We start from the raw sequence: 13,785 nt of genomic DNA, 5'->3' as shown, positions 1-13,785 counted from the left end.
TCCGGCACCAGGCAGGCGGCGTGGGGCTTCAGGCGCAACGCGATGCCCAGCATCTCCCCGGTCGCCGCCATCTCGAGGTTCAGCGGCCGGTCGATCTCGCGCATCAGCCGCTCGATATCGGCGTCGCGGATGTGGCGCCGGTCCTCGCGCAGATGGGCGGTGATGCCGTCGGCCCCGGCCGCGATCGCCGCATGGGCCGCACGCACCGGGTCGGGCATCGTGCCGCCGCGGTCGAGCCGTCGAGCAGACATCGTGGGCCTCCGGGGCAGGCTCGGCGGCCCGCCCGAGCATCGGTCGTCGGGGTGTCGCGGCGGGGCCTTGCGCCGGGCGGGCCTCCGGGCCCGTGCCGCGGGCGGGCGCACAGTGCGGCGCAGCGGGCGAGCTTGTCCAGGCGGATGCCCGGCCGGCCCGCGCTTTCTCGGGGAGTGTGGTTCCGCCATACGGGCGGCTGGCGGGGCCGGGCGGGCGACGCTACATCGCAGGCAGTCCTGAAAAGCCGCGCCCGAGAAGCCGCCCGATGCCCGCCTCCCCCCTCCGCCTCGGCGTCAACGTCGACCACGTCGCCACCCTGCGCAACGCCCGCGGCGGCACGATGCCCGACCCGGTGCGTGCGGCCCATGCGGCGATCGCGGCCGGGGCCGACGGCATCACCGCCCATCTGCGCGAGGACCGGCGCCACATCCGCGACGCCGATATCGAGCGGCTGATGCGCGAGATCGACCGGCCGCTGAACCTCGAGATGGCGGCGACCGGGGAGATGCTGGGCATCGCGTTGCGCCTGAAGCCCCACGCCGCCTGCCTGGTGCCGGAGAAGCGCGAGGAGCGCACCACCGAGGGCGGGCTCGACATCGTCGGCGGCCGCGAGCACCTGGCGCCGTTCATCGCGCGCCTCAACGAGGCGGGGGTGCGGGTCTCGCTCTTCGTCGAGCCCGAGATCCACGTCATGGAGGCCGCCCGCGCGCTGGCCGCCCCGGTGGTCGAGCTGCATACCGGCACCTATTGCGAGGCGGTGATCGCCGGCGATCCTGACAGGATCCGGGCCGAGCTTGCCCGGCTCGCCCGCGCGGCCGAGCACGGGGGAGCGCTCGGGCTCGAGATCCATGCCGGCCACGGCCTCACCGTCGAGAGCGTCGGCCCGGTGGCGGCCTTGCCGCAGGTGCGCGAGCTGAATATCGGCCATGCGCTGATGGCGGAGGCGATCTTCGACGGCCTCCCCGCCGCGATCCGCGCGATGCGGGCCGCGATGGAGGCCGGCCGTCGCGGGGCCGCCGCATGATCGTCGGCATCGGCTCCGATCTCTGCGACATCCGCCGCATCGAGCGCTCGCTGGAGCGCTTCGGCGACCGCTTCACCCACCGGTTGTTCACCGAGGGCGAGCGCGCCCGCAGTGACCGGCGCGCCGCCCGCGCGCCGTCCTATGCGCGGCGCTTCGCCGCCAAGGAAGCCTGCTCCAAGGCGCTCGGCACCGGCATGAGCGATGGCGTGTTCTGGCGCGACATGGAGGTGGTGAACCTGCCCGGCGGCCGCCCGACCTTGCATCTCACCAACGGCGCGGCCGAGCGCCTCGCCGCCCTGATCCCGCCGGGCCACCGGCCCGTGGTGCATGTGACGCTGACGGACGATCCGCCCCTGGCCCAGGCTTTCGTGATCATCGAGGCGCTGCCCGAGGGCTGACCGCATCGCTGTCGGCCGGAAATGGCGCGGGAGGTGATTCGCCGGCGCCTGCCGCACCGCGTTGCGGGCGGGCAAGCGTTGGTCTAGACCCCCCGCACCGCGCAATAAGCCGGCCGCGTGCCCTCGGCGGGTGCCAGGCGATAGCTGCACGGACCGCCGGAGAGAACGAGCATGGATCGCGCACGCACGGATCAGGACCTGAAACGCGGCAAGGATGCCGGCCTCTGGGAGTCGATCAAGGAAACCGTCAAGGTCGGCCTCCAGGCGCTGCTGATCGCCCTCGTGGTCCGCACCCTGCTGTTCCAGCCGTTCAACATCCCGTCCGGCTCGCTGATCCCGACCCTGCTGATCGGTGACTATCTCTTCGTTTCAAAGTATTCCCTCGGCTACTCCAAGTACTCCCTGCCGTTGAGCGAGTACCTGCCGTTCGAGGCCAAGGGCCGGATCTGGGGCGCTTACCCCAAGCAGGGCGACATCGTGGTGTTCAAGCTGCCCAAGGACAACGCCACCGACTACATCAAGCGGGTGATCGGCCTGCCGGGCGACCGGATCCAGGTGGTCGAGGGCGTGCTCACCATCAACGGCCGGCCGGTGAAGCGCGAGCGCATCGCCGATTACGCGACCACGGACGCCTTCGGCCAGCCGACCCTGGTTCCGCAATACCGCGAGACCTTGCCCAACGGCGTCAGCCACGAGATCATCGAGCGCGACGGCGACCGCGGCCTGTGGGACAACACCCAGGTCTACACCGTGCCGCCCAATCACTTCTTCATGATGGGCGACAATCGCGACAATTCCACCGATTCGCGCGACCTCGGCAATGTCGGTTACGTGCCTTACGAGAATTTGATCGGCCGGGCCGAGGTGATCTTCTTCTCGGTCGACGACGGCGCCGCCGCCTGGCAGATCTGGGACTGGCCCTGGACGGTGCGCTGGAACCGGATCTTCAAGCCGATCCACTGACGGGAGACCGGAGCGTGAGCGACGCCGCAACGCCGCAGGCCGAACCGCCCGTCCCGGAGGCCGGGGCGGGCGATGCCCCGCCGCGGCGCAAGCGCGGGATGCGGCGGCGGCCTGATCTCTCGGTGCTGGAGGAGCGCATCGGCCACCGCTTCGCCGACCGGGACCTGCTGGTGCGGGCGCTCACCCATGTCAGCGCGACCAACGGGAAGGGCAGCTATCAGCGCCTCGAATTCCTCGGCGACCGGGTGCTCGGGCTCGCGGTGGCGGACGGCCTCTACAATGCCCTGCCGGGAGCCGACGAGGGCGACCTGTCGCGGCGCCTGTCGAGCCTGGTGCGGCGCGAGAGCTGCGCGTTGGTGGCGACGGCCTGGGAGGTCGGGCCCCATCTCAATCTCGGCGGCGGCGAGGTCCATGGCGGCGGGCGCCGCAATGCGGCGATCCTCGCCGATGTCTGCGAGGCGATCCTGGGCGCGATCTTCCTTGATGCCGGCTACGCGGCCGCCAAGGCGGTGATCGATCGCGCCTTCGAGGCCGACCGTCAGACCGAAGGGACGCGCAGCCGCGACCCGAAATCGGCGTTGCAGGAATGGGCGCAGGCGCAAGGCTGGCCGACACCGACCTACGTGGTGGTGGAGCGGGCCGGGCCCGACCACGCCCCGCAATTTCGCATCGAGGCCCGGGTCACCGGCGCCGCGCCCGGCATCGGCATCGGCGGCTCGAAGCGCCTGGCCGAGCAGACGGCCGCGCGCGCGCTGCTGGTGCGCGAGGGGCTGTGGACCGGGGACGAGCCCGGAGAGCAGGCAGAATGACCGACGACACCACCCCCGACACCGAAGAGACCGGCCCGCCGGAGGAGACCCGGGCGGGCTTCGTCGCCCTGATCGGGGTGCCGAATGCCGGCAAGTCGACCCTGCTCAACAGCCTCGTCGGCACCAAGGTGTCGATCGTCTCGCGCAAGGTGCAGACCACCCGGGCCCTCGTGCGCGGCATCGCCATGGAGGGTGCGGCGCAGATCGTCCTCGTCGATACCCCCGGCATCTTCGCGCCCAAGCGCCGGCTCGACCGGGCGATGGTGACCTCGGCCTGGAGCGGCGCCGCCGATGCCGACGCGGTCTGCCTGCTGATCGATGCCCGAAAGGGCGTGGACGAGGAGGTCGAGGCGATCCTCACCCGGATGCCCGAGCTGAAGCGCCCGAAATACCTGGTGCTCAACAAGATCGACGTGATCGCCCGCGAGCGCCTGCTGGCGCTCGCCGCCTCGCTCAACGAGCGGGTGCGGTTCGAGCGCACCTTCATGATCTCGGCGCTGACCGGCGACGGGGTCGACGACCTGCGCCGCGAGCTGGCGACCCGGATGCCCCTGAGCCCCTGGCTCTACCCCGAGGACCAGGTCTCCGACGCGCCGCTGCGGATGCTCGCCGCCGAGATCACCCGGGAGAAGATCTACGACCGGCTGCACGAGGAACTGCCCTATTCCTCGACCGTCGAGACCGACCAGTGGCAGGTCCGGCCCGACGGCTCGGTTCGCATCGAGCAGACCATCTTCGTCGAGCGCGAGAGCCAGCGGAAGATCGTCCTCGGCAAGGGTGGACAGACCATCAAGGCCATCGGCCAGGCCGCCCGGATCGAGATCGCCGAGGCGGCGGAGGCGACGGTCCACCTGTTCCTGTTCGTGAAGGTGCGGGAGAACTGGGCCGACGACCCGGAGCGCTACCGCGAGATGGGTCTGGAATTCCCCCGCGGCTGATCCCTGTGACCGATCCGATCTCCGCCCGTCCGGGCGTCTATGGCCATCCGCCCGCCGACCTCGTGGCCATCCCGGGCGACGCCGTGCAGCTCTCGCCCGTGGTGCCCGGCGGCACCGCCCTGGAGGACCTCGCCCCGGCTGCATGTCCCGGCCTGACCATGCTGGCCCCGCCCGGCACCCTGGAGCGTCGCCACGCCCTGGCTTTGGCGTTGCGGGCGCTCGCGCCCGGCGCCCCCCTCACCGTGCTCGCCCCGAAGGACCGGGGCGGCTCGCGGTTGGCCCGTGAACTCTCGGATTTCGGCTGCCGCCTCGACGAGAGCGCGAAGCGGCACCACCGCATCGTGCGGACGGCGCGGCCGGAGGCGCCGGCCGGGCTCGACGAGGCCATCGCCGAGGGAGCACCGCAGCACCTCGCCGATCTCGCCCTGTGGACGCAGCCGGGCCTGTTCTCGTGGAGCCGGATCGATCCCGGGACCGCCCTGCTGATCGAGACCTTGCCGGTCCTGTCGGGCCGCGGCGCCGATCTCGGCTGCGGCCTCGGCATTCTCGCGCGGGCCGTGCTCGCCTCGCCCCAGGTGACGGCCTTGGCGCTCGTCGACATCGACCGGAGGGCAGTGGCGGCGGCGCGGCGCAACGTCGCGGATCCCCGCGCCACCATCGCCTGGGCCGATGCCCGCGACGCCGGCTCGGTCCCCGGTCGCCTCGACTTCGTGGTGATGAACCCGCCCTTCCATGATGGCGGCGCCGAGGACCGGGCCCTCGGCCAGGCTTTCATCCGCCGCGCCGCCGCCGCCCTGCGGCCGGGCGGGACGCTGTGGCTCACCGCCAACACCCATCTGCCCTATGAGGCGACCCTTGGTGAGGTGTTCCGCGAGGTGACGCAACGGGCCGCCGCGCACGGCTACAAGATCCACGAGGCGCGCAAGTGAGTGCGCCAGGAAGCGGCAAGGCGAAGGTGGCGTCGGTCCGGCTCGACCGGCTGCTCGCCAATCTCGGCTACGGCTCGCGCCGCGAGATCCAGATGCTGGCCCGGGCCGGCACGATCGTCCTCGACGGCGCCCCCTTGCGCGATGCCGACCAGCGCATCGCCCTCGACCCGGACCTGCCGGCCCGCCTCACCGTGAGCGGCAAGCCCCTCGACCCGCTCCCCGGGGTGGCGCTGATGCTGCACAAGCCGCTCGGCGTCACCTGCTCGCACAAGGAGGCGGGTCCGCTGGTCTACGGCCTGCTGCCGCCGCGCTGGCGCCGCCGCGAGCCGCCGCTCTCCACCGTCGGCCGCCTCGACAAGGAGACCTCCGGCCTTCTGCTCCTCACGGATGACGGCGCGCTGCTGCACCGGATCATCTCGCCGAAGGCGAGCGTGTCCAAGCGCTACCAGGTGACCCTGGACCGGCCGCTCCGCGGCGACGAGGACGCGATCTTTTCCTCCGGTACGCTGATGCTCGAGGGCGAGGAGAAGCCGCTGCTGCCGGTCGCCATGGACGTCCACGGCCCGACGAGCGCGGCGGTGACGCTGACCGAAGGGCGCTACCATCAGGTCCGGCGGATGTTCGCCGCGGTCGGCAACCACGTCACGGCGTTGCATCGGGATCGGGTCGGGGCGCTGGATCTGCCTTCGGACCTGGAGCCCGGGCAGTACCGGGTGATGGGGGAGGGGGATGTGGCGCGGGTGTTTGCGTCACGCTGACGGCGCTGCCTTCGGCTCGACCGTTCACTGTTGTCCCTCAGGGTGACGGCGCGGCCGGCAAGCGGATGCTGATCTGCGCAGCGTCGCGGTTCAACCTTTCGCTTTGTCGGTCCGTGCGCTGCCGCACGAGGCCGAAATACCCGGTGCCGCCAAGTCTCCGGTCATCATTGTGTCGCCACTATTGACCGGTCATCCATACGACATCGCTCCCGAGCCGAGGAAGACGATGGCGAACGGCACCGCGACCTTCTGGATCATCATCGCGGCCGTGAGTGCCTCGTTCGGTGCTCTGCACGGCCTCCTGTTCAATGACGGGCCGACTCTCGCGGGCATCCTCTACGGGACCTGCATCGGCGTCCTCGCCATCGCGTATGAGCGCGGCGTCTTTCTCGGCGGCTACAGCGAGCGCCTGCGCCGGCTGCCCACGCTGGCCTATTTCGCGGCCGCCGAGATCAGTCTGGTGCTCGTCATCGTCGCCGGCATGGCGCTGACCGGCCTTGTCCTGTGGACGCTCGGCATCGTGGACAAGCCCCTGCTGAGCGCGGTCACGCCGAAGCTCTCCACCATCCCCTTCGCGATGGCGATGTCGGCGATCATCGTCGCGGTCCTGCGCGTGCGCGACCTGATCGGCGGCGAGACGTTCGTTAGCCTCATCCTCGGGCGCTACCACCGTCCGGTCCGGGAGGAGCGCGTCTTCCTGTTCCTCGATCTCGCCGGCTCGACGGCGTATGCGGAACGCTACGGCGATCTCGCCGCGCAGGAATTGCTGACGGCGGTGTTCGCCGCGATCGCCGAGCCGGTGCGCCGGCATCGCGGCCAGGTCGACGATTACATCGGCGATCAGGTGATCGTCTCCTGGCCGCTCGCGCGCGGCGTCGAACGGGCCCGGTGCGTCGCCTGCGTCTTCGCGATCCGCCGCGCCCTCGACGCCGACCGGGAGCGCTGGCTCGCCCGCTTCGGTCTCGTGCCGGAGCTGCGCGCGGCGCTGCACGGCGGCAGCGTGGTGACGGCGGAGGTCGGCGTCGACCGGCACAAGATCGCGTATTTCGGCGACGTCATGAACGCGACCGCCCGGCTCGAAGGGTTGTGCCGGGAGACCCGGAGGGACGTGCTGATCTCGGAGGCGGTTCTCGCCCGGCTGCCGCTCCTGCCCGAGGGGATCGTGGTCGAGGCGCTCGGCGCCTATCAACTGCGAGGGCGGAGCGAGACGATGATCGTGCATGCGCTCGCGGACGGGCGCAAGCCGCGGATCGTCGGTGCGCCTGCGGCGGTCGACGCGGCCCGTCGGGTGGTGGGCCTCCGCGGTTTCGCGCGGCCGAGGACCGCCGCTCCCCGATCGGTCGGCCTCGGCCACTAAGCCAGACGTGCATTGGCGGGCCAACGCTTCGTCCGCGTAGGTTCTTGTTTGATCGCAGATGTTTGCCGCCGAACCGGTGACCGCGTCGGCGACATCGGCTCAGGGTTTGACCGAGGCGCCGCGAATCGCCGCTACCCGAGCGTCGTCAGATCCTGAAACCAGTGCTGCGCCTGGCTGTACGCCTTGACCTTGGCCGAGAGCGCATGCGGGTTGGTGTCGTGCACGACCCAGACCTGCACCGCATCGTCCACCACGATCTCGTGGATGCGCGCCAGCATCGTGTCCTGCTCGGCCGGATCGAAGCTCGCCCGCACCGCGTCGCAGAGCTTGTCCACCTCCGGGTTGCGGTAGTGGCTCCAATTCACCCCGGTCGGCGCGACCTGCTTCGAATCGTAGAAGCGCAGGATGGCGTAGAGCGGGTCCGAGGTGACGTAGGCGATGTTGCTGCCGGTGACGCCCTTCAGCGACGGGTCGGCGGCGCCCTGGCGCCAGGCGGTGTAGGCCACTTCCAGCTCGACCGCCCGGAACTCGACGGCGATGCCGACCTCGGCCCAAGCCTGCTGCACGAATTCGTTGATCGGCAGCGACAGCATCTGCCCCGAGCCGCCGGTCGGGATGATGAAGGTCGTCCGCAGCGGGTTCTGCACCGAGTAGCCGGCGTCCTTCACCAGCTTGCGGGCCTGGTCGACGTCATACCCGATCGTGAAGCCCGGCTTGCCGAACCACGGGCTCGACGGCTGCACCTGGCCGACCGCCGGGGTCGCCAGCCCGCCCATCAAGGCGGCGACGCCGTCGCGGTCAATGGCGAGGTTGGCGGCCTTGCGCAGGCGCAGGTCGCGCCACGGGCTGCCCTCCAGCATCGACAGGTGGTAGTTCCAGACATGCGGCGTGTCGTTGCCGGTCACCCGCATCCCGGCGCCCTTGAGCCGCGGCACGGCATCGGGGGCGGGCAGCTCGATCAGGTCGGCATTGCCCGAGAGCAGGGCATTGGCCCGCGCCAGGTCCTCCGGGATGCAGGCGAGGGTCAGCTTGGCCAGCCGCGGCCTCCGCTTGGGGTTCCAGTAGGTCTCGTTCGGGACCAGCTCCAGGCGCACCCTCGGCACCAGGGCGGCCAGCCGATAGGGGCCGGTGCCCGAGGGCTTGAAGGCGAATTGGGTCCAGTCGCGCCCCACCGCCTCGTATTGCGCCGGGGACGAGATCAGGAACCACAGCATCTGGTAGGGAAACAGCGCGTCGACCGCCTTGGTGGTGACCTGCACCGTCATGGCGTCGAGCTTCTTGTAGGCGGCCACCGATGGCAGGCGCGGGCGCACCTGCGAGGCTTGCCGCTGGTCGTAATGCGGTGCCTTCGCGTCGAGCACCTTGTCGAAGTTCCAGATCACCGCGTCGGCGTCGAAGGCCGAGCCGTCGTGGAACGTGACGCCCTGCCGCAGGCGGAAAATCCAGTTGCGGCGATCGGCCGGATCGCTCTCCCAGGAGGTCGCGAGCCCCGGCACCAGCTTGCCGGGCCGGTCGGCGACGTCGAGTTCCCAGGCCACCAGAGGATCGTAGAGCGTGAGCCCGGTGAACTGGTAGCCGCCCGCGCCCCGGTCGGGCTGGCCGGTGGTGAGCGGCAGGTCGAACAGCGAGATCCCGTAGGTCAGGCTGCCCGCGGCCTTGCCACCGGCGCTCGCCGCGTCCGCCCCTTGCGCGAGCGCGGTGCCGGTCGGCCCGAGCGCCGCGAGGGCGGAGGCTCCGGCGAGCAACTGGCGGCGCGACAGGGAGAATGGGCTCATCGATGGACCTCGGCTGCTGCGCGGCCCATCCGGCCGCCGCGTTGACGCGGCTGCCCTCTGCAAGAGGCGTGCAAGACTGTGAGGGCTTGAACGTGAGCGCCGCACCGGGCACGGCGCCGGCCGGAGCCGTCGCACCGGTCGCATAAAGACATGTTTATATCTTGATTGCCTCTCCGGCGGGGGGCTGCTATAGGCGCAGCCGAACCGGCCGACACGGGAGACCGACCAATGCCGAGCACGCACGACTACATCGTGAAGGACATCGCCCTGGCCGATTTCGGCCGCAAGGAGATCGCGATCGCCGAGACCGAGATGCCCGGCCTGATGGCCGTGCGCGAGGAATACGCCGCGAGCCAGCCGCTGAAGGGCGCCAAGATCGCCGGCTCCCTGCACATGACCATCCAGACCGCGGTGCTGATCGAGACCCTCAAGGCTCTCGGCGCCGACATCCGCTGGGTGTCGTGCAACATCTACTCGACCCAGGACCACGCCGCCGCCGCGATCGCCGCCGCCGGCATCCCGGTCTTCGCCATCAAGGGCGAGACCCTGAAGGATTACTGGGACTATACCGCCAAGCTGTTCGAGTGGCATGACGGCGGCATGCCGAACATGATCCTCGACGACGGCGGCGACGCCACGATGTTCGTGCATCTCGGCCTGCGCGCCGAGAACGGCGACACCGCCTTCCTCGACACGCCGGGCTCGGAGGAGGAGGAGATCTTCTTCGCGCTCCTCAAGCGCATGCTGGCCGAGAAGCCGAAGGGCTGGTTCGCGGGCCTCGCCGAGTCGATCAAGGGCGTCTCGGAGGAGACCACCACCGGCGTGCACCGCCTCTACCTGCTCGCCAAGGAGGGCAAGCTCCTCTTCCCGGCGATCAACGTCAACGACGCGGTCACCAAGTCGAAGTTCGACAACCTCTATGGCTGCCGCGAGTCGCTGGTCGACGGCATCCGCCGCGGCACCGACGTGATGATGGCCGGCAAGGTCGCGATGGTCGCGGGCTTCGGCGATGTCGGCAAGGGCTCGGCCGCCTCGCTCCGCAACGCCGGCTGCCGCGTGCTGGTCTCCGAGGTCGATCCGATCTGCGCGCTCCAGGCCGCGATGGAGGGCTACGAGGTCACCACCATGGAAGATGCCGCGCCCCGCGCCGACATCTTCGTGACCGCGACCGGCAACAAGGACGTCATCACCCTCGACCACATGCGGGCGATGAAGGACCGGGCCATCGTCTGCAACATCGGCCACTTCGACAACGAGATCCAGGTCGCGGGTCTCAAGAACCTGAAGTGGCAGAACATCAAGCCGCAGGTCGACGAGATCGAGTTCGCCGACGGCCACCGCATCATCCTCCTGTCGGAGGGGCGCCTGGTGAATCTCGGCAACGCCATGGGCCACCCGTCCTTCGTGATGTCGGCCTCCTTCACCAACCAGACCCTGGCCCAGATTGAGCTGTGGACCAACCCGGGCAAGTACGAGAAGGCGGTCTACACCCTGCCCAAGGCCCTCGACGAGAAGGTTGCGGCGCTGCACCTCGAGAAGATCGGCGTCAAGCTGACCAAGCTGCGCGAGGACCAGGCCGCCTATATCGGCGTCAACCAGGCCGGCCCGTTCAAGCCCGACCACTACCGGTACTGATCGCCGCTGGGATCGCACGGTGATCATGCAGTAATCCATGGGGAGCCCGGCCGGAAAGCCGGGCTCTTCTTTTTGCGTGTGGGCTAAGTCGTGGCGGTTGTACAATCGCACTCCAAGCCAATGTTCTATTTATGTTCTGTGTTGGGTGTGGCATTTCTGTGCCCTTGACGATGCTCCGTGCGAGCATCGCCGGCCTCCCCCTGATTCACCCCTTCCGGCCCGAATCCGCGCCGCGCTAAACTCCGGTCGAATCTCTGAGGAGGGAGCCGTCCCGCGGTTGCGGGCGGCTTGCCGGCGTTCTCCGAGGCGTGGCGTTGAGGTCGTGAGGCGTGCCGGTCCGGTCGAGGGCCGGCGCGCCGGTTCGCGTGGAGACGGACGGGTGATGGGGGTTGGACGTAGGCCGCGACGGCTCGGCGGCCGCGCGGGCGCCGGCATCTTGGGCGGCGCACTTGGCCTCGCGGCCGCCGCCCAGGCGGCGGAAACCGCTCCGGGCCTGCACGCGCACAACGCGGTGGGCGTCGCGGTGCTGATCGGCCTGACGATCTTCGCCACGATCCTGTCGCTGCTCTACCTGCGCGAGCGGGCCCGCTGGGCCCGGCGCGAGCACACCCTGAACGCGGAACTCGCCGACCTGCGTGGCGCCCACGACCGGGCCGATCTGCTCCTCGGCTCCGAGCCGCAGATCGTCGTGACCTGGGATGCCCGCGGCGAGCCGCTGATCGAGGGCGATGTCGGCATCACCGCCGAAGGGCACCGCCCGGGCTCGGTGCGCCGGGTCCTGGCCTTCGGAGCCTGGCTCGTGCCCGCCGATGCCGCCGCTCTCGATGCCGCGGTCGAGACCCTCCGTGGGCGCGGCGAGCGCTTCCGCCGCACGGTCCATACCCTCCAGGGCCGCACCGTCGAGGCGCAGGGCCAGGCGGTGGGCGGCCAGGCGCTGCTGCGCCTGCGCGAGCTGACCGGCGAGCGCCGCGAGCTGGTCGCGCTGCGCGCCACCCTGGAGGAGACCCGCCACGGGCTCGACGCCTTGTCGGGCCTCCTCGACACGATCCCGCAGCCGGTCTGGCGCCGCGGCCGCGACGGGCGCCTCACCTGGGCCAACGCCGCCTATGCCGCCGCCGCGGAGGCGGGCGACGCCGCCCGGGCGGTGCGCGAGGGGGCGGAACTCCTCGAGCGCACCGCCCGCGAGGAGGCGGAGCGCCGCCGGTCCCGGGGCGGGGCCGGCCCGTTGCGGGTCTCGGCCGTGGTGGCGGGGGCGCGCCGCACCCTCGACGTCACCGAGGTGGCGACCGAGGGCGGCACGGTCGGCATCGCGGTCGACGTCTCGGAACTGGAGAGCGTGCGCGCCGACCTCCAGCGCCAGATGGACGCCAATGTCCGCACTCTCGACCAGTTGCCCACCGCCGTTGCGATGTTCGACGCGCGCCAGCGGCTGATCTTCCACAACGCCGCCTACCGCCATCTCTGGGACCTCGATCCCGCCTTCCTGGAGGGCAAGCCCCTCGACGGCGAGATCCTCGACACCCTTCGCAACGCCCGCAAGCTGCCCGAGCAGGCGGATTTCCGCAGCTGGAAGTCCGGCGTGCTCGCCGCCTACCGGGCCGCGGAGGCGCAGGAGAATTGGTGGCACCTGCCCGATGGGCGGACGCTGCGCGTCCTCGCCGATCCGAACCCGCAAGGGGGGCTGACCTACCTGTTCGAGGACGTGTCCGAGCGGGTCCATCTCGAATCGCGCTACAACGTGCTGATGCAGGTGCAGAGCGAGACGCTCGACACCCTGCGGGAGCCGGTGGCGGTGTTCGGCACCGACGGGCGGCTGAAATTCGCCAACAGGGCTTTCTCTCAGGTCTGGCGCATCGGCCCTGAGATGGTCGAGGTCCAGCCCCATATCGACCAGGTCATCGCGGTCTGCCGGACCTTAAGCCCGGCCGAGGAGCCGTGGGCGCAGATCCGCGAGGCGGTGACCGGCCTCGTCGATGCCCGCCGCGGCCTCGCCTGCCGGCTGGCCCTCGCCGACGGCACCATGCTCGACTGCGCCGCCGAGCCGCTGCCGGACGGTGCGACGCTCCTGACCCACATCGACGTGACCGCGAGCGTCAATGTCGAGCGGGCGCTGACCGACAAGAACGAGGCCCTGGAGCGCACGACGCGCCTGCGCGACGAGTTCGTTCACCACGTCTCCTACGAGCTGCGCTCGCCGCTCACCAACATCATCGGCTTCACCGAGCTTCTCGGCGATGAGACCGTCGGCGCCCTCAACCCGCGCCAGCGCGAATATGCCGACCACATCATGCGCTCCTCGGCGGCGCTCCTCGTCATCATCAACGACATCCTCGACCTCGCCTCGATCGATGCCGGCTCGATGGAGCTGACGCGGGAGCGGGTCGACGTTCAGGCCACCATCGCGGCGGCGGTGCGGGGCATCGGCGACCGGCTGGCCGAGGCCGACATCGCCCTCGTCCTCGACGTGCCGCCGGACATCGGCAGCTTCGTCGCCGACGGCAAGCGCATCCGCCAGATCCTGTTCAACCTGCTCTCCAACGCGGTCGGCTTCTCGGCCCCGGGCCAGCAGGTCCGGGTCTGTACCCGCAAGGACGGCGAGAGCCTGGTGCTGGAGGTGATCGACCAGGGCCGCGGCATGCCGCCCGAGGTGATGGCGCGGGTGTTCGAGCGCTTCGAGAGCCACACGCTCGGCACCCGCCACCGCGGCGTGGGCTTGGGGCTGTCGATCGTGCGCTCCTTCGTGGAGCTGCATGGCGGGCGCATCGACATCGCGTCGTCCCCCGGGGCCGGCACCCGGGTCACCTGCACCTTCCCGGTCGGTGACGGGCAGGCGCGTCTGGCGGCGGCCGAATAGCCGGCAGGGCGGCCGCCGCGGGAACCGGAAGCATGCCGGTGGATGACGGGGCCGGAAAAATCCGGCACCCTGTGGGCGCCGTGCCGGACGCCA

12 protein-coding genes are annotated in these 13,785 nt (G+C 70.6%); 10 read left to right on the top strand and 2 right to left on the bottom strand.

The window, feature by feature from the left end; genetic code table 11:
• A partial coding sequence (locus VP06_RS23550; protein WP_197093273.1) for a pyridoxine 5'-phosphate synthase occupies window positions 1-251 on the bottom strand: 251 nt, incomplete at its 3' end.
• Between the two features lie 266 nt (window positions 252-517).
• On the opposite strand from VP06_RS23550, the gene VP06_RS23545 reads away from it, so the two are divergent.
• The 8 genes from VP06_RS23545 (at window position 518) to VP06_RS23510 (ending at window position 7,428) form a co-directional block, all read left to right on the top strand.
• Window positions 518-1,276 carry a pyridoxine 5'-phosphate synthase gene (locus VP06_RS23545; RefSeq protein WP_048466229.1) on the top strand — a complete coding sequence of 253 codons (759 nt, stop codon included), beginning with the start codon at window positions 518-520 and terminating at the stop codon, window positions 1,274-1,276.
• Window positions 1,273-1,674, top strand: coding sequence for a holo-ACP synthase (gene acpS, locus VP06_RS23540; protein ID WP_048466228.1), 402 nt, complete (start codon window positions 1,273-1,275; stop codon window positions 1,672-1,674). The genes VP06_RS23545 and acpS overlap by 4 nt, the downstream gene beginning before the upstream one ends.
• A 171-nt stretch (window positions 1,675-1,845) precedes the next feature.
• Window positions 1,846-2,637, top strand: a complete 792-nt coding sequence (gene lepB / locus VP06_RS23535) for a signal peptidase I (protein WP_048466227.1) — start codon at window positions 1,846-1,848, stop codon at window positions 2,635-2,637.
• Window positions 2,638-2,735: 98 nt separating this feature from the next.
• Window positions 2,736-3,446, top strand: a complete 711-nt coding sequence (gene rnc, locus VP06_RS23530; RefSeq protein WP_048466235.1) for a ribonuclease III — start codon at window positions 2,736-2,738, stop codon at window positions 3,444-3,446.
• Window positions 3,443-4,384, top strand: a complete 942-nt coding sequence (era, locus tag VP06_RS23525) for a GTPase Era (RefSeq protein WP_048466226.1) — start codon at window positions 3,443-3,445, stop codon at window positions 4,382-4,384. Before rnc ends, era begins: the two co-directional genes overlap by 4 nt.
• Window positions 4,384-5,313 (top strand): class I SAM-dependent methyltransferase, encoded by a 930-nt coding sequence (locus VP06_RS23520; RefSeq protein ID WP_048466234.1) that lies wholly within the window; start codon window positions 4,384-4,386, stop codon window positions 5,311-5,313. Before era ends, VP06_RS23520 begins: the two co-directional genes overlap by 1 nt.
• Window positions 5,314-5,339: 26 nt before the next feature.
• Complete coding sequence (locus tag VP06_RS23515) at window positions 5,340-6,071, top strand: pseudouridine synthase (protein WP_048466233.1); 732 nt, start codon at window positions 5,340-5,342, stop codon at window positions 6,069-6,071.
• Window positions 6,072-6,297: 226 nt separating this feature from the next.
• A complete protein-coding gene (locus tag VP06_RS23510; protein WP_048466225.1) occupies window positions 6,298-7,428 on the top strand; it encodes an adenylate/guanylate cyclase domain-containing protein in 1,131 nt (376 codons plus the stop codon).
• A gap of 131 nt (window positions 7,429-7,559) precedes the next feature.
• On the opposite strand, the gene VP06_RS23505 is transcribed toward VP06_RS23510, so the two are convergent.
• Window positions 7,560-9,203 (bottom strand): ABC transporter substrate-binding protein, encoded by a 1,644-nt coding sequence (locus tag VP06_RS23505; RefSeq protein ID WP_048466224.1) that lies wholly within the window; start codon window positions 9,201-9,203, stop codon window positions 7,560-7,562.
• Window positions 9,204-9,431: 228 nt separating this feature from the next.
• Between VP06_RS23505 and ahcY the strand changes: the two genes are divergently transcribed.
• A complete protein-coding gene (gene ahcY / locus VP06_RS23500; protein WP_048466223.1) occupies window positions 9,432-10,838 on the top strand; it encodes an adenosylhomocysteinase in 1,407 nt (468 codons plus the stop codon).
• 382 nt (window positions 10,839-11,220) lie between these two features.
• Entirely contained in the window at window positions 11,221-13,692 is a 2,472-nt protein-coding gene (locus VP06_RS23495) for a sensor histidine kinase (protein WP_048466222.1), read from the top strand.
• The last annotated feature ends 93 nt before the right edge of the window (window positions 13,693-13,785 follow it).

Source organism: Methylobacterium aquaticum (assembly GCF_001043915.1).
GTDB classification, from domain to species: Bacteria; Pseudomonadota; Alphaproteobacteria; order Rhizobiales; family Beijerinckiaceae; genus Methylobacterium; species Methylobacterium aquaticum.
Note: the sequence above shows the minus strand (reverse complement) of the source record. Positions and strands in the feature narration are given on the sequence as shown.

Excerpts from the sequence above, each read along its gene's own strand:
- VP06_RS23510 (WP_048466225.1), top strand. The coding sequence starts at position 6,298 with ATGGCGAACGGCACCGCGACCTTCTGGATCATCATCGCGGCCGTGAGT.
- VP06_RS23495 (WP_048466222.1), top strand. The coding sequence starts at position 11,221 with ATGGGGGTTGGACGTAGGCCGCGACGGCTCGGCGGCCGCGCGGGCGCC.
- rnc (WP_048466235.1), top strand. The coding sequence starts at position 2,736 with ATGCGGCGGCGGCCTGATCTCTCGGTGCTGGAGGAGCGCATCGGCCAC.
- lepB (WP_048466227.1), top strand. The coding sequence starts at position 1,846 with ATGGATCGCGCACGCACGGATCAGGACCTGAAACGCGGCAAGGATGCC.
- VP06_RS23545 (WP_048466229.1), top strand. The coding sequence starts at position 518 with ATGCCCGCCTCCCCCCTCCGCCTCGGCGTCAACGTCGACCACGTCGCC.
- ahcY (WP_048466223.1), top strand. The coding sequence starts at position 9,432 with ATGCCGAGCACGCACGACTACATCGTGAAGGACATCGCCCTGGCCGAT.
- VP06_RS23505 (WP_048466224.1), bottom strand. The coding sequence starts at position 9,203 with ATGAGCCCATTCTCCCTGTCGCGCCGCCAGTTGCTCGCCGGAGCCTCC.
- acpS (WP_048466228.1), top strand. The coding sequence starts at position 1,273 with ATGATCGTCGGCATCGGCTCCGATCTCTGCGACATCCGCCGCATCGAG.
- era (WP_048466226.1), top strand. The coding sequence starts at position 3,443 with ATGACCGACGACACCACCCCCGACACCGAAGAGACCGGCCCGCCGGAG.